The sequence below is a fragment of the uncultured Lamprocystis sp. genome (assembly GCF_903933125.1).
In the GTDB taxonomy this organism is placed as follows: Bacteria; Pseudomonadota; Gammaproteobacteria; order Chromatiales; family Chromatiaceae; genus Thiodictyon.
In genome coordinates this window covers 21,527-41,276 of record NZ_CAIZIZ010000333.1, presented here as the reverse complement: position 1 = coordinate 41,276, position 19,750 = coordinate 21,527, and the positions used below count along the sequence as shown (strand labels likewise).

The window sequence follows — 19,750 nt, the reverse complement described above, 5'->3', positions numbered from 1 at the left end:
GCTTGGAACTGCACGGCGAGAGCGGGTAAGATCGACATGGAATGCGGGCTCGTTTAGTTTTTAATCAATGGTTTAGTCACCCTCGATTATACGCTGAATAGAGTCCGCATTCACCGTTAAGTCACTGAAATGTCATCGCAATAGGCCGCTATTTCGCGCCACCAGCGAGGCCGTTGAGCGGCTGATACAGTATATTAGCTACCACTAATGGACGACGCGATACGTGTACGCTTTTTCGCGTTGCATATTGTGTATTTCTCATTAATTAAAAGTAGGAAACTTCAGTAGACAGTACCAGGTTTTCTGCTATAGTCAAAAAGCGGCTATTTTCCATTCGAGAACAAATGGCAAACGGGGTGAAAGCCCCGGACGCAGAGCCACGGGCCCTCACCTGAATCGCAGGCGGGCGGCTGGGTTGCCTCGGACCAGACGCCTGCGCGCCCAGCCCGCCCGCCCCCGCTGCTTGTCGGCCCCTTCGCCCTGGTCCGGGCGGCAGGACCCCGTCGCCTTGCCGACTCATCCATGCCAAGGGGAATCTTATGTTCGTCCGATCCGCGGTGTTTCTGTTTACCCACCTGTCCAGGTCTCCGGGAGCCCCGCACGCGGCCCGCCGGGCGACCATCAGGGCCGGTTGGCTGAGGGGGCGTTCCAAGGGCCAGGTAACCCCGGTCGGCCCGAATTTAGTCGCCGGGATGCTGGCGCTGTTCGGCCTGGCCGCCCCGGCCGGTGCGGCCACCTTCTGTGTGAACAGCGCCGCGACCCTCAAGACCGCGCTTAGCACGGCCGCCACCAACGGCGCGGACGACGAGGTACACATCGTCCAGGGCACCTATGTCGGCAACTTCGTCTACGCCAGCACTCAGGTCAACAAGCTGAGCGTGCTGGGTGGTTACACGGCAGGCTGCGCCAGCCGGGTGCTCAATCCGGTCAATACGATCCTGGACGGCAATCAGACCAACACGGTACTGGTGCTATCGGCCCCGGATTTGGCCGCTGCTTTTCTGGTTGAAGGGCTGACTTTGCGCAATGGTAAGCGCACGACTGACGATGGATATGGGGGCGGTCTCTATGCAAATAGCGACGGAACAGTGATGGTCAAGCGCAATCGGATTGAAAATAATAAGGTCACCGCTTTCTTCAGCTACGGAGGCGGTGCATGTATCGAGGCCACCACCGCCACGCTCACCGACAACAGCATTACGGGCAATACGTCAACCTACGGGGGCGGCGTATATTTAGGCGCCACCACCGCCACGCTCACCAACAACAGTATCACCGGCAATACGGCTAGCTATGGTGGCGGCACATCTATTCGCTATGCCCACACCGCTGCGCTCACCAACAACAGCATCAAGAACAATACGGGGCGCAACCAAGGCGGCGGTGTAGAGATCCTCCACGGCGACATCGTTACGCTCGCCAACAACAGCATTACCGGCAATACAAGTGCCGATGGCGGTGGTGCGTATATCGATTACGGCTTCTATTTTGGCACAAGTACCGCTACGCTTAGGCTCACCAATAACTCCATTGTGGGCAATAGTGCGGACCTTGGTGGTGGACTCAATCTTAGGCTCACCGACTCCGAAACCGCGCTCTCGGCAACGCTTTACAACAACCTGTTTTTGGACAACGTGGCCGATGAGAACAACGGCGCAGACATCGAGATCGAAAACGACGGCGACGGCGACTACCTCCCGACACCTGTCACCCTGCGCGCCAACAACTTCGATCAGACACCGATCGGCTTTGCGATCACGCTCCCAATTACGATCCCACCCGGCAATCTCAATGGCGTCGACCCGCTGTTCGCCAACCAGGCCGCCGGCGACCTGCACCTGCGGGCCGGCTCTCCCATGATCGATGCCGGCTATCCCGCGACCCCAGACCTGCCCGCGACCGATCTGGGCGGCGGCCCGCGCCTGCTGGGGGCGGCGGTGGACATTGGCGCCTACGAGTTCAACGACGGTAGCGGCACGCCCGACTTCCAGGTGAGCGCGATGGTCCTCACGCCCGGCAGTCCCTTCGCCAACACCAGCTTCAGCGCGGCGATCACGGTCAGGAACCGCGGTACCCTGGCGGGTGTGCCGGGGACCCTACAAGTCTGGGCCAATCAATCGGCTCAGCCGCCCTGCGGTGCCCTGGGTCACAAGTCGGTCACGCTGACCAGCCTGGCGCCGGGAACCACCAGAACGGTCACGGTCAGCGGACTGGCCGCGGGCGCGTCCGGGAGCAAGACCCTGCGCGCCTTCGTGGATAGCAAGTGCCAGGCCAGGGAACTGGATGAGACCAACAACCAGCTGGCCAAGACCTATACCGTCAAGCCGCCGGCCCCCGATTTCCTGGTGACCAGCATGGTCGTGAGCCCGGGCAATCCCCTGGCCAGAGGCACCTTCAACCTGGCCGTCACGGTCAAGAACCAAGGCGCGGTCAGTGGCGATGGCGGCTATCTGGATGTCTGGGTCAATCAACCGACGGTGCAGACCTGCGGGGCCGATGGCAACGACTACGCCAGCATCGGCACCCTGGCCGCCAATGCGACCAAGACGCTGACCTTTTCCGGGCTGCGCGCCGGTGCCGCGGGCGCCAAGACCCTGCGCGCCTACGTGGACAGTTGGTGCGATACCACCGAGTCCACTGAAGCCAACAATCAGGCGGTGAAGCAAGTGACCGTCATAATACCCTAGCGGGCCTTGGTCATAAGGAATTCCGGGGACAGTATACTTAATTCGGACAGAGGGAACCCCGATGACAGTTTACTCAATTCAACGTCTGGGATGGAAAAAATCAGGAAACGGTCACCAGATCTCGGCTGCGGCAGTTCGGCGACGCAAGCATCGCGCAATCAGCACAACACCGATCAGGCGACCTGCGCCAGCGGAAGAATGATTTCTACCGACTCGTAAGGGACAGTCAAGTCACCGGCGTCATCTCGTTCCACTAACCCAAGGAACTCGAGACTCGCAATGTCGGTCTGGACATCGGGATCGGTGCTTGCCACGACCCGCGCCAACGTCGCGAGCGTGCAGGGGCCGATGCGCCGAAGCGTATCCAGGAGTTCCAGGCGAGCGGGCGTGAGGTTGGCAAAGAGGATTTTCGCCGACGCGAAGCTGAGCCGAAAATCAGGCGTCTTGCCGGAGCGCGATTCGGCAAACTGCTGTTGGGCGGTGCGAAAGATCGAGCCAGGGGGCGCAACTTCAATAATTGCCTTCATAAACGTCTCCACGCCTGAATGTCTTGTCTGAAGTCGGCCAGAAGTTGCTCGATCGTGGAAAAACTGTAGCTTTCTTCGTTACCGCGGAAGTGGCGATGATCGCCTTTGCCTCGTTCGTTGTCGTAGCGCACGCGCTCTTCGGTCGCTGTACCGTAGAAAAGTCGGTATTTGTACAAATGAGTGCACGGCGGTAGCGGTTCCGGCAAATCCCAAACCACTACCGCGATGAGCGAGCCCTCATCGTCGACTTCTTTCGCCCGGATCCGTAGTGTCGCATTCATTTCGCAGGGTACGGAAAACGTGTTGATGCGTCCTGATCGCGGCAATGAATCTCTAGCGACCCTGAGCCGTCGATCCGTTTCGGACTCCGAGTCGATCGAAGTGGAGCAGGCTTCTTTGGATTTGTCAAGGCTTTGCCGTGAACGTCAATGCGCAGGGCGCGGCGGGTCGAAGCGAACCGCCCGGATGGTCAACCGCTCAAGAGATCCAGGGAATGGGGTCTTGCGTCTTGCCTGACAGGAGGCAAGAGGCAAGACCTGACCCGGTACCTTCGGTGCCTTCCGATGCCTTCACCGTCGGGCTCCAGGTCTTGACGAACATCAAGGGCTTGCTGGGGCGGTAGTGGCGTGGGGACAACGGGGCTAGGAGCGGGGTCCATCGGGGAAATAGGGGACGTGGGGGAATAAAGGGCGTACCACAAAATAGTTTTCTGATAGCACTCCCCGCGAGACTTCTGGCGGAAAGCTGAAATAGATTAAGGCGCGTCGGGGCCAGGTCGTCACGAGACGACGCCGGCTGGGCCGTGGGACACCTCAGCACCGGTCGTCCAGGTTCTCGACCACCACAACGGACACTCGAAAGCCGGCCTCCTCGCAACACCGCCATGATAACCTCATACTCATGAGCACCATCGAGCGTATCACCATCACACTGACCGCCGAGATGGCCCAGACCGTGCGCGGCGCCGTGTAGACCTGCGAGTACGCCTCCAGCAGTGAGATCATCCGCGAAGCTCTGCGCGACTGGCGGCACAAGCGGGCCTTGCAGGAACGGAAGTTAGGGGAACTGCGCGCGCAGGTTCAGGAGGGGCTCGCCGACGCGGACCGGCGCCTACCTCCGGAAAACGCAACCGGTCGGCGCCGATCCGCCGAACCCTTGGGGCCTGCATGAAAGGTTATGGGCCGACCAAGCGCAACCGCAACACGCAAGCTTTGGAAATTCTGGCGATGAAACACCTCGAGATTCTTTCGGATATTCACGCGCTGGAGGAGGATCTGCTCGGTTTCGAGCGCAAGTATGGTCTGCGCTCCGAGACCTTCTATCCTGCCTATATGAACGGCGAAGAGCCGGAGGACGACCGTTGGACACTGGACTTCGGTGAATGGGCGAGTGTCTATCGCACCTGGCTGGCGCGACAGGCAGAGTACCGCAACGAAATACAGAAGCCCGTAGGTTGGGCCGACGAAGGAGGCCCAACGTTTCCGCCGGTCAGGCGGCTTCCTGCGTGTTCTGGCTTCGACTCACGCGCGAGATCTCGCAACTGACCAACGAGAGCCTCTCCGCGGTCGTAGCGAGCGCACTTGCGCGAGCAGACAGAGCGCCTGACTGAGCCCGCGGGTGGCGGCGCGCGCCTTGGGAGTAAGCGACACACAAAATCCATTTGGCCCATCAATCTTTCATGAAGGCCCGTCAACTGTTCCGTTTTTCCGATTGCCAAGGCGACGCGAGGGTCGAGATGGTGGTCTGGGCGCTCCCGACGCGGACCGCCGACCGGCCGCACGGCCTGAAGTACCGGCTCTACTGCGGCCTGGCGGGCACCTGCCTGGTGCGCTACGACAATGAGACCGGCAAGGGCGACCATCGCCATTACGGCGATCGGGAGGAACCCTATCGCTTCCTGTCCGTGGAACGATTGCTGGCCGATTTCCGCGACGATTGCGCCCGTCTGGCGGGCTGGAGGTGGGAATGAACCGAATCGAGATCAGCGTTATGCAGCCGGCAGCGGCACTGCGTGCATTCGCCGAGACCTGGCACCGCGCCGAGGCCGGGCAAGCCATCGCACCCAGGGTCACCTTTGGCAGTCTGCATGAGTTGTTTACCACCATCACCGAGGCACGCATGGACCTGATGCGCTGCCTCGCCGCCCATCCTGGGCTCGCTGCCCTGCAATTGGCCAAGCGGCTTGACCGCGACCCGCTGGAGGTACAGACCGACGTGGCCGCGCTGGTCGAATTGGGACTCCTGGCGCTTGACGACAACGGCGCCCTGTCCGCCCCCTACGATGAGGTCCTGATCCACGCGGCCATCCGGGATGCGGCCTGAACTGGGGCAGCAAGCCAATATGTCCTGCGTCATGAGATGGGAGCGCTTCGCCCGCGAGGCGGGAGACCAGGAAGGCGAGGCACGGTCGCTGCCGCGCCAACAGCCACGAGGGGAAATAGGGGACGGGGAAATAGGGGACGTACCACGAAATATGTTTCTGATAGCACTCCACGCCGGACGGTAGTCCTATGATCTGTAGGGGAAACTCCGCAACTTTGACCTGAAAAAATCGAAAACTCATGGGATGACCGCTTCCTTCCCCCTTCGCGAACTCGTAGATTGCAGCACTACCCCCGTTACCCTGAACACCGCTGCGTGATATCCCCGCTGCCGAGGCCCGCCATGCACCGCCACAGACTGCCGATCGGCATCCAGACCTTCGCCAAGATCCGCGCGGATGATCATTACTATGTCGATAAGACCGGCTTCATCCGGCAGTTGACCGACGAAGGCACCCAGTATTTTCTGTCGCGCCCGCGCCGCTTCGGCAAGTCGCTGTTGCTCGATACCCTGGGGGAACTCTTCGCCGGCAACGAGGCGCTGTTCCGCGGTCTGGCGATCCATCCGCACTGGGACTGGGCCACCCGCTATCCGATCATCCGGATCAGCTTCGGCGGCGGTCTCGTGCGCAGCCGGGCGGAACTGGACGACAAGATCCGCGAGGTGCTCGACGACAATGCCCTGCGGCTCGGCCTGACGGTCGAGGCACCGAGTCTGTCCGGACGGTTTTCCCGCTTGATCCAACAGACCCATGCCGCGACTGGTCAACGGGTGGTAGTGCTGGTCGACGAATATGACAAGCCGATCCTCGACAATCTCACTGACCCCGACACCGCGCGCGCCACCCGCGACGGGCTGCGCGATCTGTATTCAGTCATCAAGGACAACGACGCGCATGTCCGCTTTGTGTTCATCACCGGGGTGAGCAAGTTCAGCAAGGTAAGCATTTTCTCGGGGCTCAATAACCTGCGTGATATCACAGTTTCTGCCGATTATTCCGCCCTGTGCGGCTATACCGAGCAGGATGTCGAGACCATTTTCGCCCCCGAACTTTCCGGGCTGGATCGGGACGCGATCCGCCGCTGGTACAACGGTTACAACTGGACCGGCGCGGCCGTTTACAATCCCTTCGATCTGCTGCTGCTGTTTCAGGAGCGCGAATTCCGAACCTGGTGGTTCGAAACCGGTACGCCGACTTTTCTGGTGGACCTGCTGATGCAGCGTGGCTTTTTCACCCCAAGTCTGGCGCGTCTGCGCGCCGACGAAGCACTGCTGTCGGCCTTCGATGTGGATCATCTGGCCACCGAGGCGCTGCTGTGGCAGACCGGTTATCTCACCTTCACCGGCACGCGGCAGCTTGGCGCCCGACGCGAATACACCCTGGGCTATCCCAATCTGGAGGTCGAGAGCGCGCTGAACGACAGCTTGGTCAAGGCGCTGACCGGCCAGCCGGGACGCGCCAGCGAGCTGACGAGCCGACTCTACGATTTGCTGGCGGCGACGGATTTCGCGGGCCTGCGCGCCCATCTCGACAGCCTGTTTGCCGCCATTCCCTTTCACTGGCATACCGGCAATCCCATCGCCCGTTATGAGAACTATTACGCCAGCGTATTCTACAGTCACCTGGCCGCGCTGGGCCTGGACTTGACGGCGGAGGACGCCAGCCGTCAGGGCCGGGTCGATCTGACGCTGAAATTCAATGGCCGGATTTGGCTGTTCGAATTCAAGGTGGTCGAACTCGAACCCGCCGGGCGGGCGCTGCAACAGCTCAAGGACCGTGGCTATGCGGCCCCATACCGCGCGCTTGGCCAGCCGATCCATCTGATCGGCATAGAATTCAGCCGTGAACAGCGCGGGGTGGTCGGCTTTGAGGTCGAGACGCTGTAGGGCGTTCGGTGATGTCCGGAACCTCTGTGACCACCCATCATCGGATTGGATGTCGGTGCGACTGCAGTCGCACCGCCAGTTGGCGGTTTTCCGCGGCGCTGGTGATGATACGCCCGCCTCACCGGCCGCCCTTCCCCCGCGTCCCTTGCGCCAAACGCATACCGACGAGCTGCGCGACGACGACGGCGATATAGAACTGGCCGAATACGGTTTCGAGCATGGCGAAGGCGGTCATGGGTCCGCGTGCCGGCGCAATGTCGCCATAGCCGACCGAGGTAATGGTCGCGAGGCTGAAATAGGTGAACAGGGCCAGGCGCCCCCGCAGATCGCTGAACTGGGCCGTCAGGTCGGGACTGATGGTGAAGGAGCCGGGGAACAGGATCTCGAAAACGGCATAGAGGTTCGCCCAGGCCGCGGCGGCCAGGAGATAGCCGCTCACGGCCCCGAGCACGTCGTCCGTACGAATCTGCGCCTGCTGAAAGACGTCACGGAGAATCAGGGCCGCGGCCCAGCCGTGAAAACACATCAACAGCACCTGTTGCAGGACTTCCAGCCCAGGCTGGGAGACCGCCGGCAGGAGGTAGCGCGCCCCGCCCAGGGCGGCCACCACGACCCCGGACCACAGGGCTGCGATCCGGCCCCGGCGCCCCTCGAACACCACCAGCACCATGGCGGCCAGCGAGATCATCACGAGCAACTCCGCGATGGCGGTCACGCCGACCAGCCGCCGATCAACCGACTGCACAACCAGGACGCACACCAGCACCAGGAGCAGGATCAGATACCTGTGACGTTTCAGCGGCTCGGTCCAGCGGGCGGGCGGACCACCAGCGGCAACAGGATTGAACCTGGCCCGAGCACCATGAGGCGCCCCCGGCCGCGGCGCCATGGAGCCCCCCGTCGGGGGGATCGCGCCGGACTGCTCAGGACGCATGGCCATGGGCGCGCAACCACTGCTCCAACATGACCAGCACCCACAGCATGACGCCGTAATAGCCCGCGTGCTCGCCCGCGTGCCGGGCGCGCAGCCAATCGATATAGGCGGGATTGACGATGCCGCGCTCGCGCAAGGTGCCCAGGCTGTCCACGGTCAGGGCCTTGAGCGGCGGGTACTCGGCCAACCACAGACCGATCGGCACACCAAAGCCGTGTTTTTTCTTGGTGAGAATCGCGGGCGGCAGGAAATCGGCCAACGCCTCCTTGAAGAACCAGCGCAACTGGTTGTTCTTGATCTGTATCTGGGGCGGTACCCCGGCCGCGAAGGTCATGAGACGCTCATCGAGCAGCGGATACCGGACGTCGATCCCCGCCAGTTCGCAGGCCTGGCTGACCTTGCGCAGATCGTTGTCCGCCAGGGTGATCTTGAGATCGAGATGCATCATCCGGTTGACGATGGCACGGGAAGCGGTGCGCTCGTAACAGGCGCGCTGACTCGCCAAGGGCGCGTCCGGATCGACCCGCGCGAGGAAGCCGGAGTCGAAGATTTCGGCAAGCGGCGTACGGTGCAGGAAGTTGTAATTCTCCAGACGGTCCGGCAGGGGGATGCGGGCCTGCTCCACGTAGCGCTTGAACTTGCGCAGTCCGGGAATGGCGGCGAGCGGGTCGACCAGTCCGCGGCGCAGCCAGCCGGGCAGATTGGCGTAGATCTCGAAAACCTGTTGGTTGGCATAGCGGGCATTGCCGCCGAAAATCTCGTCACCGCCGTCACCGCCCAATAAGCGCTCCATACCGTCCGCGCGGGCATAGCGGGCGCACAGGTAGGCGGGCACGATGGAGGCGTTGGCGAAGGGCTCATCGCAATAGGCGGCCACCAGCGGAATGGCCTCGAACACGTCCTGCGGCTCAACCTGGTATTCACGCGCATCCGTCGCGAAGTGACGCGCCGCGAGACGCGCATCATCGCGCTCGTTGAAACCCGCCGCGGCAAATCCCATCGAGTAGGTGCGCACCGGTGCTCCGCGCAATTGGCGCAGCGTGCCGGCGACGGTGGAACTGTCGGTGCCGCCGCTCAGGAAACAGCCGACCGCGGTCGCGTCGGCTCCGGGAGCGGCCGCGGCCTGCTCCACCACCCGGGGCAGCAGAGCGCGAAATTCGCGCTTGAGATCGGTCAGCGCGGCCGGGTTGTCGTCTCGATACGGCATCTGCCAATAAAAGAACGCATGGCGACCCAGCGGACCCAGGTCGACGGCCTGGGCCGGCAGCAGCTTTTCAACGCCTTGATAGATAGTGCCCGGACTCGGGACGACGTGACAATACAGATAATCGAAGAGCGCCTGATCGCTCAGGTTCGCCTGGAAGCCGGGGAGCGCGCGCAGCGCGGACAGTCGACTGGCGAAGACCACGGCCGCGCCGCTGCGACAGAAGTACAGCGGCCTGATGCCGGCCCGATCCACGGCCATCAGGATCTTACGGCGGCGCAAGTCCATGACGACCAGGGCGAAGCTGCCGTGACAGTGCCCCAGCAGGGCATCGCCCTGCGCGTGATAGCGTCGGGCCACCGCCGCCGCGTCCGCCGACACGGCCGGCGCGGAACCAGCCGACAGCATGATCGGCTCGGTGAGACAGACCAGCAGCTCCCCATCCGAGTAGGCCTGCCCAGCTCCGGCCAGGGTGCCCGCATGTCCGCTCAGGTGGCGGATGAGACCCGCGCCCTTGCCCTGCGGTGCACCACCGCCGCAGCGGCCGAGCAGCTGGTCGAGGATTTGGTCCGAGGCCGCCGCGTCGGCGATCTGCCCCATCCAACCGCATATGGCCTGCATCACTACTCCGGGGGGTGGTGGCGACTTCCGGGCGAGGACTGAAGCGCATCCCGCCACGGTGAGGCCGCGAGCGGATTATACCCTTCGCGCCTGGTATCCAGACCTGGCCTCGGCGTAGGGGCCGGTTTGAAATCCGCCCCTAGCAGCCTGTCGGACTTTAGGCGATTTCCGAATAAGACGCTATCAAGAATCAAGCTCCGTAGGAGCCCGCTTGCGGGCGACGTGACCTGCCGGAATCGCGTCATTCTGCCCCCCCCCGTCGCCCGCAAGCGGGCTCCTACAAGTTGGATTTTTCGCGGAAATCACCTTACGTTAGATTATGGAGCAACAAAAAGCCTTTATATTGACTCATGCTCTTATCGAGGAATCATTTGATATACGAGCACGCCGGACGGTAGGCGCTAGCTTTTTTATCTATTTCTCAGATGGTTGCGGCGCTTAGATTGGCGTAGCTGTCCGGTTGTCAAATAAGTTGTCGATATTCTAGGGGCTAAGTCCGACAGGCTGCTAGGTCCGGTGATCGCGTTTGACGCCCGTATACCCACTCGATGACCACGTTAAGCCGCGGCACCCACCGCATGCGTTTCCGCAAAGCCCCGGCAGTCAGAACCAGGCACACTCCACCGCTGTCTCAGAGTACCCTGATCAACCATATCGACTCACTGGAGTTTTCTCATGAACCACATCCTGCTCAGCGCGATGGCCACCCTGTTTGCCGCCGGGGCACTGGCCGCGGAGCCACCCGCGGCGCCCGCGGCTGCCGCGCCGACGGCAAACCCACTGGCCGAGGAAGCCAAGTCACTCGTCAAGGAGTTCGCCGGCACCCTGAAAGGTGAGCTGGAGGCCGCCATGAAGGCCGGCGGGCCGACCAAGGCCGTCAGCATCTGCCAGGACCGCGCGCCGGCCATCGCGAAAGACATTGCCACCCGGTCCGGCTGGGAGGTCGGACGCGTCAGTCTCAAGACACGCAATCCGCAGCTCGACACACCGGACGCCTGGGAGCAGCAGGTCCTGACCCGCTTCGATCAACGCCAGGCGGCCGGTGAGCCGGTCGACACCATGGCCTTCGCCGAAGTGGTGCAAGTCGACGGTACCAAGCAGTTCCGCTTCATGAAGGCGATTCCGACCGGTGAACCCTGTCTGGCCTGTCATGGCAGCGCCATCACCCCGGAAGTCGCCGCCGCACTGGATCAAGCCTATCCAGAAGACCAGGCGCGCGGTTATGCTGTCGGTGATGTCCGCGGGGCCGTCAGCCTGAGCAAAACGATCGAGTAAACGCGTTCCGCGTCGATCCGCCCCAGCGGGCTCTATCCCAGGCTGCCGACGCGCGCCTTCGGTATGGCCCGTCGGCGCGATGACGGCAGGGGCACGCTGCCAAGAGCGAGTGGAACCATGTCCGACGAACGCTTCGATCTCAGTTACCTGGGTCTGATCGCACCAGGCGCCGACCCAGAGCAAGTCCGGCAGCGCCTGCGCGCGGTCTTCAAGCTGACCGACAAGGGCACAGAGCGTCTGTTCACCGGCCGGCCCGTCATCGTCAAACGCGGCGTCGATTTCGCCACCGCGGCCCGCTTCGAGACGATTTTTGCTCACGCCGGGGCCACGCTCACCGTCACCCCGGTGGACGATCCGGGCGGACCGGACAGCGACGACGCGATGGCCGCGACGGATTCGACGCATCCGCCCGCACGGGCGCGCGGCATCGACACCGGGCACCTGGCCCTGGCGCCGCAAGGCGGCAATCTGGAGGAGCCACCGGTCGGCGGCGGACCGGACCTGGACACCAGTTATCTGAGCCTGGTGCCGGGCGACGATTGGACCCTGGCGGACTGCGCACCCCCGCCCACCCCCACCCCGGAACCGGACATCAGTTACCTCAGCCTGGCGCCTGTCGAACCGCGGGTCGAAGGCACTACCAATCCACAGCTGGATCAGTAATCGAGATGACCAAGGACTTCGACCATATTGTTATCGGCGCCGGCATCAGCGGCCTGGGTGCCGCCCATTTTTCGGCGCGGCGCGGACTGCGCACGCTGGTGCTGGAGTCGTCCCAGCGGGTCGGTGGCTGTATCAAGACCCACCCGTTCGCGGGACTCGATGGGTTCTGGACCGAGGCCGGCAGCCACACCTGCTTCAACAGTTACGGCAACCTGCTCGGCATCATGGACGATCTGGGTCTGACCGCCGCGGTGCAGACCAAGACCAAGGTCGGCTACCGGCTCTGGAAAGACGGCAAGCGCCGCTCCATCGGCTCCGCCCTGCATCTATTGGAGGCGGCGGTCTCGCTGCCGCGGCTCTTCACCACCCCCAAGGACGGGCAGCGGGTCGCCGACTATTACGGCCGGGTCCTGGGTCGACGCAACTACCGCGATCTACTGCGCCACGCCTTCCAGGCGGTGATCTGCCAGGACGCGGACGACTATCCCGCGGAGGCCCTGTTCCGGCGCAAGCCGCGCCGCAAGGACGTCATCAAGGCCTTCACGTTTGCTGATGGACTGTCCCGCATTCCTCAGGCGATTGCGTCCCAAGAGCGCATTGAGGTGCGCACCGGGGTGCATGTCAGCGCTGTCACCCCCGATGCGGACGGTTTCCGGATCGACCTGGGCGATGGTACAGCGCTCACCTGCGCCTATTTGACGCTGGCGGTCCCGCCGGATCAGGCCGCCCGACTGATGCCGGACGGTTTCACCGCCGCGCGGCAGACGATCGCCGCCATCGCCATGGCGGAGATCGAGACCCTGACGCTGGCCTTCCGCGTCAGCGACCTGCAACTGCCCCCGCTGGCCGGTCTGATCGCGGTCGGAGGCAGCTTCTACTCGGCGGTGTCGCGCGACTTCCTGCCGGACAGCACCTACCGCGGGTTTGCCTTCCATTTCCGTCCCGGCGAGTTGTGCCCGAAGGAACAGGTGACGGTCGCCTGCCAGGCACTCGGTGTCGACCCGCGGCACATCGCCGCGCAGGGGGAAACCCACAACCGCCTGCCGGCCTTGCGGGCCGGTCATGCATCCGTGGTGGACCAGATCGACCGGGCGCTGGCCGGCAGTCGGCTCGGGATCACCGGCAACTGGTTCCTCGGGGTCTCCATCGAGGACGCCTTGACGCGCAGTCGTCGGGAATCCGATCGGCTGTTCGGACCGGAAACCAAAGCCTTGGGCTAACCGGATCGGACCGGATCGGACCGGACAGGGCGGCAAGACCCGAGAACGCAGCAGAGGATTGGTCCGCACATGAACACATTGATCACAGAGCCTCTCGCGCGCTTCGGTTTCATCGCCCTGATCGCCCTGATCGCCCTGATCGCCCTGATCGCGCTGGTATTCGCTCACTCCGCCGCCGCCGATATCATCGGCAGCGTGGGGACCAAGTTCAAGTTCATGGGGCCGAACGACAAGATCGTCGTCGAGGTGTTTCAGGACGAGGATCTCCCCGGGGTCGCCTGCTATCTGAGCCGAGCCAAGACCGGCGGGATCTCCGGGGCCGTCGGGGTGGCGGAAGACACCTCGGATGCGGATATCGAGTGCACCCAGATCGGCCCAATCACCTTGCCGGACGACATCCGCAGCGGGAAGCGCAACGGCGAGGAGGTCTTCAAGAAACGGACCTCACTGCTCTTCAAGACGCTTCAGGTCGTCCGCTTCTACGATGCCCCGCGCAATGTCCTGGTCTATCTGACCTACAGTGACCGGATCATCGAGGGCTCACCCAAGAACAGCGTCACGGTGGTGGCCATTGCGCCTTGGCAAACACCGATCGCGACGCCCTCCACACCCCAGAACGCGAAATGAACCTCTTCAACGAACTGATTTAAATTGAACCATTCCTAAGCAACGCGGACAGGGTCTGCGGTAATTCGTGAGCGGCACAGTCGCGGCCGCGCCCGGACCCGCCATCCGTCGACCAGATCAGATAGTCGGTACGTGAATCCCGATACCCAAGATCGGCATAGACTTGCGGCATGCTCGGGACGTGATCCCCATACAAACACAAGAGGCCGCCACGAGGCCGTGCCGCGAGCACCGCGGCCAAATCGAGAAACATCCGATCGGCATTGAGCAGGTGCCGAAGATACACGCTAAGATCCTCCCAACCCGCGGGCGGCGGCTGCCGGTAGAGCCGCTGTACATCCCCCGGCAAGACCGACTCCAAGTGCAGCGGGCCATGATTTTCCATGGTGATAACAAACACAAAGGTGGGACCGCTTGCCGCCGCCAAGACCGCCTCGACCTTGCGCATCACCGCGGCGTCGCTCACAAACGGACCCGCGCGTTCGGCGTCAGGAAACTCCGCGATATCAATGAAGGCGTCGAAACCGAGTCGGGGAAAGATCCGGTCGCGCCCAAAAAAACCGGCTGAATGCGGGTGGACACAAACAGTACTATAGCCGAGTTCCCGCAGCAGATGAGGCAATGCTCTCAGTCCCTGACGGGCGATGCTGAGATACGGATTGAACCGATGAACACCGAGCCAGTTCGGTGAAATACCGGTTAGAACGGCAAATTCAGTTCGCATCGTATTCGCTCCCCAGGCCGGGACCGACAGCAGCCCCTGGACCAGCGACTCCCGCCGCAACCGATCGAAACCAGCCAGCAGTCCGGGCCGCACCCCCACGCCGAGTCGGCGCGCATCGAAGAAAGACTCGCTTTGGAGCAGGATCAGATCGGGCAGCGCGCGGCCCTCGGCCAACACGGGAGCTTGCGGACACTCCATCCAGACGCGCGGCGGGACGAACTGGCGACGGCTGAGTCCGGTCCAGGTGTAGCACCACAGACTGGGAAACAACCCGAACGTTGCCAAGTCCTGCACCGGATCAAAACTCATGCGCGGGGCCGCGCGGGTGCCGCCGGCCAGCAGCACGATGGCACCGCCGAACTGGATCGCGGGCCAGGGCAGCCCCCAGCCGGGCCAGGGCGCCTCCAGCACCAAGCCAATGACAATGGCGGCAGTCAATGCGAACAACACCGCGGCGGCACGACCAATCCCCAGGAAAGGCAGATAGAGCCGCGGAAAGCGGACGACCTGGCGGTACAGAACGAAGTCGGAGAAGACGAAGGGCTCATTCAGGGCGCGATACTTGGCGTTACTGACGGCAACCACCAGGCCCTGCAATGCGAGGGTCAGTGCGGCGGCGAAACCCGGCCGACCAACCATCACCCAAAAGCCGGACCAGAAGACGACAAAGAGCCCGACATGAATCGCAGTGGCCGACAATGGCCGAAGAAAACCGGCGCCGCCGGGTCGGACCAACCGGTCCAGGGCCATCGACACGGCCGCACCGCTCAGCCCCGCGGACGCCATCAACACCAGATCAGGATCCACGGCGGCCGTCACGAGCCCGCATACCCAAGCCGCGTTAAGATCCAACGGGACCAGCGGGCCGGAAACACTGCCAGGCACTGCATTCCGAGGGCCAACGGCAAAGGAAAGCTGATCCGCGCACGCCGACGCTCCAGCCCCCGGCGCATGCGCAGCGCCGCCTGGTCGGCCGTGAGCAGGAACGGGCGCGGCCCCGGAAATTGCTCACCCATCGCCGAGGCAACGAATCCGGGCAGGACCACGGTGACACCAATCCCCTCGGGAGCAAGCCACCCGCCCAAGGCTTCGCCATAGGCTTTCAGCGCAGCCTTACTGGCGCAGTAGGCCGGTGTCAGGGGCACACCATACCAGGCCGACAGCGAGCTGATCAGGGCGATCTGCCCCGCGCCACGCTGCCGCATCGCCGGCAGCACGGCGGTCACCGTGGCCAGGGCGGCGCGCGCATTGATCGTCATGACCCGTTCGATGTCGACCCAGGACTCCCCCGCGTTCGCGTTCCCAATGTGATGGGTGACGCCCGCATTGACGATGACCAAGTCGATCCGGTAGCGGTCGGCCAAGGCGCTGATCCGCTCGATGACCGCGTTCAACTCTTCCAACTCCAGAACACAGCGCTCGACCCGCGCACCCTGGGCCTCACAAACGGACTGGAGCTGGTCAAGCCTCGCGCGGTGACGCCCCTGCAGGATGAGGGTCATCCCAGGCGCGGCATAAAGACGGGCGAGCGCGGCGCCAATGCCACCGCTGGCACCGGTAATCAGAATACAGGTCGGACTCGGGCAGGATGGCATCAGGGCGCACCGGCCGGTCGGCCGAACGCATCGAACAGCGTATCGAGCGGTGAGCGCTCGGCCAGCATCCGCGTGCAGCCGGCGACGGCCAGGGCGATACCGTCACCCGTGAAGTAGTCGCCATTGACCTGAGTGGCATGGATCACCGTGTTACGGAAAGCCCGAAACAGTACCGGGTCCGGTCGCTCCGGATCCTTCCAGAAGGCATCGAGCGGGGCTGCGGCCGTCAGGCCGGGCAGGTCATAAATCGGTCGAGCCAGGGCCTTCGTCGGACGCCCCTGATGTAGCGCCGACATCCCGACCGTGCTGTTGACCACCACCACCCCGGCCGCATGCGCAAACAGAGTCGGCAGGTGTCCGGTCTCCACATAGTGAACCCGACCAGTCAAGTCCAGCTCGGCGGCGAGCGCGGCGATGTAGCGACGATAGGGAAAGAGTCCGGTATCCAACGGGTGATTCTTGACCAGGATCTCAGCCCGCGCCGGGGCGCAGCCAGCGAACGAGCGCAAGACCTGGTCAATCACCTGCGCCATGTCGGCGAACGGCGAGTGGTGGACGATCTGAGCATCGCCACTGAGCTGCAAGGGCAGAATGAACAACGGTTGCTTACGCCCCAGCAGGTGAGCGATCCGCTGCTGCTCATCGCGCGCGCGCAGTGGCAATTGAGCGAAACGCCGCATCCAACCCAAATACTCGAGCGCGGCATGTTTGGGGCGATGCGTGCGATAGCGCGGATAGGTCACGGCGTTGAGTGTATTCGCCATGCGGTACGCCAAGTCCTGAGCCGCGCGCACCGGCAGCGGAACACGCACCAGTCGGCCTTCGCCGGGATCGGGAAGGGCGGCATTGACGGTGCGATACCATTGGGGATCCCGCGGCAAAGCCGAGTGCCCGTTCACGCCTCCGCGCTCACAGGTGATCCAGTTGGGCCGCACATAGCCCTCCTCAAAACAATGCACACGCAACCCGTGGGACTTAGCCACCGTGATCGCCTGACGATGGATCGGCCGGAGATCACCGAACAGAATCAGATCCGAACAGTCGCTGCGCTTGATACAGCCATCGATAAAGTCAGGCAGCCGATGCTGACCGCGGCGAAAATGCCAAGCCGCGCGGGTGCCCCAGTAGAACGCGTCGCCGGCGCAGAAATTGACGCGATGAACGGCGTGACCATCCGCCCGCAGTCGATCCGCCAGACGCGTGAAGAACGGCGTCGCGAGTCCTTGCAGAAACAGGTAAGAACGCATTCCAGTCATCGCACACCGACAATCCGCCGCAGAATGACGCGCACGACCTTACGCCACCAAGTCACTCCCTTGCCGACACGGGCACGCCATTCAAGCAAATCATCGAGTGCCTGCTCCGGTGTGGTCAAGCTGCCGGTTCGGGGACTCACATAGCGCGGATAAAGCACCAGGGCCCCGGCCACCAGTTCATTCAGTGACAACCGACGCGTCCGACGCTCAAGCGGCAGCTGATCTGTCGTCAGACCCCAACCTGCATAAAACGGTTGCCCGTAGCAGGTCACCGGCTTCCCACGCAGGAGCGCCTCGAATCCCGCCAGCGAGGTCAGCACGTGGACCTCGTCCACCAGCGATAACAGTCTCCCCATGCCAACCTCCGTGATCTGTTCATTCGCCCAGTCCAGCGCACGTCCCTCGTCTGCTCCGGGAGCACGCAACCCGGCCACAACATCGGGATGCGGCTTGTAGACCACATACGCATCCGGATTGGCGGCGCGCACGGCGCACAGCAATCCCACGTTGGTGCGAACCCCTGGGGCACCGTAGAGCAACGAGGCATCAGTCTCCACCTGCCCCGGAACCAACACGACCCGCCGGGCAGCGGGTGGGCGGGACCAGACTGCATCGCCGGTATTGTACTTCGTCAAGCCACCGGCCACGATCGACTCCCGCAATGCGCGCGCGCGCTGGAGCATCGACGGAGAAAAATCGGTCTCGGCCAGGATCACCTCGAGATCGGATGGTCCTGTCGCGTCATAATAAATCCCACGACGGTCGACCACCCAGGAGACCGGCGGAATCAGATCGGCACCCAAGCCAATCGAACGTAAGAAACCGTCCTCCAGCCGCAGCACCCGCACCCCTGGCGGCAGCCCGCCAGGAATCGCTCGCCGCCCCCAAACGGCCAGCGTGCTGCCAGGCGCGGCCCGTTGCGCGCAGTTCACAAAAAACACCCGCGATCCGGCCAGGAACCGCCGCACCGATCGCCGCTTCCAGTAAGCGAAATTCAGGGCATAGATCACTTCTGCTGTAGCCACGGGAACCTCAGGCACAGACCCGTTCCAAAAAGGTGTCGACAACCGCAAAGTGTTGCTTCCAAGAGGGTACCGCAAACCGCGCCATCCGCTCCAATTGCGCTGACCGGGGTCCGCTGTCCGCAACGGCATAGGACTCGATGACCTGGCGCCAGCGGCGACCATCCAACGGGTCGATATACTCAGGGACATCGCCTGCGATCTCCGCAAAGACCGGCAAGTCACTCGCGATGACCGGCACACCGAGGGACAGCGCTTCGATCAAGGGCATCCCGTACCCTTCAGCAAACGACGGAAACAACAACGCCTGGGCATGATGCAGATAGTTGACTAACTCGGTATCCGAACACTCTGAACGCTCCAGCACCACCTCCCGCAGGGATTCACAGCGCTCCAGCAGATCGACCACGTTCTCGCACTCCCACCCGCGCTGACCAATGACGACCAGACGCGGTGCCGACGCACCCAAGTCGGCAATGATCTGACGCCAGACATGCAGCAATAGCCAATGATTTTTGCGCGGCTCGATGGTGCTTAGCACCACAAAGTAAGGTGCGTCCAGCGGCCGCGGTGCGGGCGGCATGGCAAGCAAGCCGGGCGCCAGCGGTGCCGCCATTGCAGGGGGCAGGTCACGGGCAATCCGTCGTGCATAGGCACCCAACTCTTCCAAGGTCGTTTGGGAATTCGTGATGATTCCGCGCGCCAGATCAAGCATCGTATTCAGACGGGTACGGTGCCGCTGGCCCTCGCCGGGACGGCAATACTCCGGGTGCGTGATCGGAATCAGGTCGTGAAGCAGGAAGACCGGTTGCACCCGTCGGCGGGCTAGGACCCGGGCGTAACCGTGGTGCTCCAGCCCACTGTGGCCGGTATTGAGCAGCAGACGGTGTGTTACGGCAGGCCGTCCCATGGCAGCGATGATCCCTCGCGCCACCAGCATCCGCGTCGCTGTCCGGTGACGTTCGCAGGGACACAGCAACCGGTCGAACAGGCGGTCCGACAGACCGCGGGACAGCGTAAAACCCCGGCCAACCCAGCGCACTTCCGCCAGCGCCCGATGCCGATAGTGCTCGATGTACGCCAAGCCCACGCGATCCACACCGGTCGGCAGCCGTCCTTGCATGAAGCGTCCGATCAGACGGGTAATGTCGATGAGGAGATCGCGCATCGCAAGAATCCCGATCCA

The 19,750-nt window shown here is 63.2% G+C and carries 19 protein-coding genes and 1 riboswitch; of the genes, 9 read left to right on the top strand and 10 right to left on the bottom strand.

What is annotated here, in order from left to right; genetic code table 11:
- The first annotated feature begins 336 nt into the window (after positions 1-336).
- Positions 337-423: riboswitch (cyclic di-GMP riboswitch) on the top strand.
- Positions 424-539: 116 nt separating this feature from the next.
- The gene (locus QZY03_RS17310; RefSeq protein ID WP_295583241.1) at positions 540-2,687 is read left to right on the top strand and encodes a CARDB domain-containing protein; all 2,148 of its coding nucleotides are present in this window, start codon (positions 540-542) and stop codon (positions 2,685-2,687) included.
- 173 nt (positions 2,688-2,860) lie between these two features.
- Here the strand turns inward: QZY03_RS17310 and QZY03_RS17305 are convergent, their stop codons facing one another.
- The 3 genes from QZY03_RS17305 to QZY03_RS17295 form a co-directional block, all read right to left on the bottom strand.
- On the bottom strand, positions 2,861-3,226 hold the full coding sequence (locus QZY03_RS17305; protein WP_295583239.1) for a transcriptional regulator: 366 nt from the start codon (positions 3,224-3,226) through the stop codon (positions 2,861-2,863).
- On the bottom strand, positions 3,211-3,495 hold the full coding sequence (locus QZY03_RS17300) for a DUF6516 family protein (RefSeq protein ID WP_295583237.1): 285 nt from the start codon (positions 3,493-3,495) through the stop codon (positions 3,211-3,213). Before QZY03_RS17300 ends, QZY03_RS17305 begins: the two co-directional genes overlap by 16 nt.
- A gap of 531 nt (positions 3,496-4,026) precedes the next feature.
- Complete coding sequence (locus QZY03_RS17295; RefSeq protein WP_295583235.1) at positions 4,027-4,218, bottom strand: hypothetical protein; 192 nt, start codon at positions 4,216-4,218, stop codon at positions 4,027-4,029.
- A gap of 162 nt (positions 4,219-4,380) precedes the next feature.
- Between QZY03_RS17295 and QZY03_RS17290 the strand changes: the two genes are divergently transcribed.
- From QZY03_RS17290 to QZY03_RS17275, 4 genes are all read left to right on the top strand, one after another.
- Entirely contained in the window at positions 4,381-4,758 is a 378-nt protein-coding gene (locus QZY03_RS17290; RefSeq protein ID WP_295583233.1) for a hypothetical protein, read from the top strand.
- A gap of 134 nt (positions 4,759-4,892) precedes the next feature.
- Positions 4,893-5,183 carry a DUF6516 family protein gene (locus tag QZY03_RS17285; protein WP_295583231.1) on the top strand — a complete coding sequence of 97 codons (291 nt, stop codon included), beginning with the start codon at positions 4,893-4,895 and terminating at the stop codon, positions 5,181-5,183.
- A complete protein-coding gene (locus QZY03_RS17280; RefSeq protein WP_295583229.1) occupies positions 5,180-5,536 on the top strand; it encodes a hypothetical protein in 357 nt (118 codons plus the stop codon). Before QZY03_RS17285 ends, QZY03_RS17280 begins: the two co-directional genes overlap by 4 nt.
- 342 nt (positions 5,537-5,878) lie before the next feature.
- Positions 5,879-7,423 carry an ATP-binding protein gene (locus tag QZY03_RS17275; protein ID WP_295583227.1) on the top strand — a complete coding sequence of 515 codons (1,545 nt, stop codon included), beginning with the start codon at positions 5,879-5,881 and terminating at the stop codon, positions 7,421-7,423.
- Between the two features lie 118 nt (positions 7,424-7,541).
- On the opposite strand, the gene QZY03_RS17270 is transcribed toward QZY03_RS17275, so the two are convergent.
- Positions 7,542-8,363 carry a potassium channel family protein gene (locus QZY03_RS17270; protein ID WP_295583226.1) on the bottom strand — a complete coding sequence of 274 codons (822 nt, stop codon included), beginning with the start codon at positions 8,361-8,363 and terminating at the stop codon, positions 7,542-7,544.
- A complete protein-coding gene (locus QZY03_RS17265) occupies positions 8,347-10,182 on the bottom strand; it encodes an asparagine synthase-related protein (protein ID WP_295583224.1) in 1,836 nt (611 codons plus the stop codon). The genes QZY03_RS17270 and QZY03_RS17265 overlap by 17 nt, the downstream gene beginning before the upstream one ends.
- Before the next feature lie 675 nt (positions 10,183-10,857).
- Between QZY03_RS17265 and QZY03_RS17260 the strand changes: the two genes are divergently transcribed.
- The 4 genes from QZY03_RS17260 (at position 10,858) to QZY03_RS17245 (ending at position 13,967) form a co-directional block, all read left to right on the top strand.
- Positions 10,858-11,457 (top strand): DUF3365 domain-containing protein, encoded by a 600-nt coding sequence (locus QZY03_RS17260; RefSeq protein WP_295583222.1) that lies wholly within the window; start codon positions 10,858-10,860, stop codon positions 11,455-11,457.
- 117 nt (positions 11,458-11,574) lie between these two features.
- Positions 11,575-12,120 (top strand): hypothetical protein, encoded by a 546-nt coding sequence (locus QZY03_RS17255; RefSeq protein WP_295583220.1) that lies wholly within the window; start codon positions 11,575-11,577, stop codon positions 12,118-12,120.
- 5 nt (positions 12,121-12,125) lie between these two features.
- The gene (locus QZY03_RS17250) at positions 12,126-13,340 is read left to right on the top strand and encodes an FAD-dependent oxidoreductase (RefSeq protein WP_295583218.1); all 1,215 of its coding nucleotides are present in this window, start codon (positions 12,126-12,128) and stop codon (positions 13,338-13,340) included.
- A 69-nt stretch (positions 13,341-13,409) separates the two neighbouring features.
- Positions 13,410-13,967, top strand: a complete 558-nt coding sequence (locus tag QZY03_RS17245; protein ID WP_295583216.1) for a CreA family protein — start codon at positions 13,410-13,412, stop codon at positions 13,965-13,967.
- A 19-nt stretch (positions 13,968-13,986) separates the two neighbouring features.
- Here QZY03_RS17245 and QZY03_RS17240 read toward each other — a convergent pair whose 3' ends face one another.
- Genes QZY03_RS17240 through QZY03_RS17220 form a run of 5 tightly spaced genes read right to left on the bottom strand, consistent with a single transcriptional unit; the run spans position 13,987 to position 19,732 of the window.
- Positions 13,987-15,498 (bottom strand): LTA synthase family protein, encoded by a 1,512-nt coding sequence (locus QZY03_RS17240; protein WP_295583214.1) that lies wholly within the window; start codon positions 15,496-15,498, stop codon positions 13,987-13,989.
- An 8-nt stretch (positions 15,499-15,506) separates the two neighbouring features.
- On the bottom strand, positions 15,507-16,286 hold the full coding sequence (locus tag QZY03_RS17235) for an SDR family oxidoreductase (RefSeq protein WP_295583212.1): 780 nt from the start codon (positions 16,284-16,286) through the stop codon (positions 15,507-15,509).
- Positions 16,286-17,533, bottom strand: coding sequence for a capsular biosynthesis protein (locus QZY03_RS17230; protein WP_295583210.1), 1,248 nt, complete (start codon positions 17,531-17,533; stop codon positions 16,286-16,288). Before QZY03_RS17230 ends, QZY03_RS17235 begins: the two co-directional genes overlap by 1 nt.
- A 5-nt stretch (positions 17,534-17,538) precedes the next feature.
- Positions 17,539-18,567 carry a hypothetical protein gene (locus tag QZY03_RS17225; protein WP_295583208.1) on the bottom strand — a complete coding sequence of 343 codons (1,029 nt, stop codon included), beginning with the start codon at positions 18,565-18,567 and terminating at the stop codon, positions 17,539-17,541.
- Between the two features lie 7 nt (positions 18,568-18,574).
- Complete coding sequence (locus QZY03_RS17220; protein ID WP_295583207.1) at positions 18,575-19,732, bottom strand: glycosyltransferase family 1 protein; 1,158 nt, start codon at positions 19,730-19,732, stop codon at positions 18,575-18,577.
- Between the last annotated feature and the right edge of the window lie 18 nt (positions 19,733-19,750).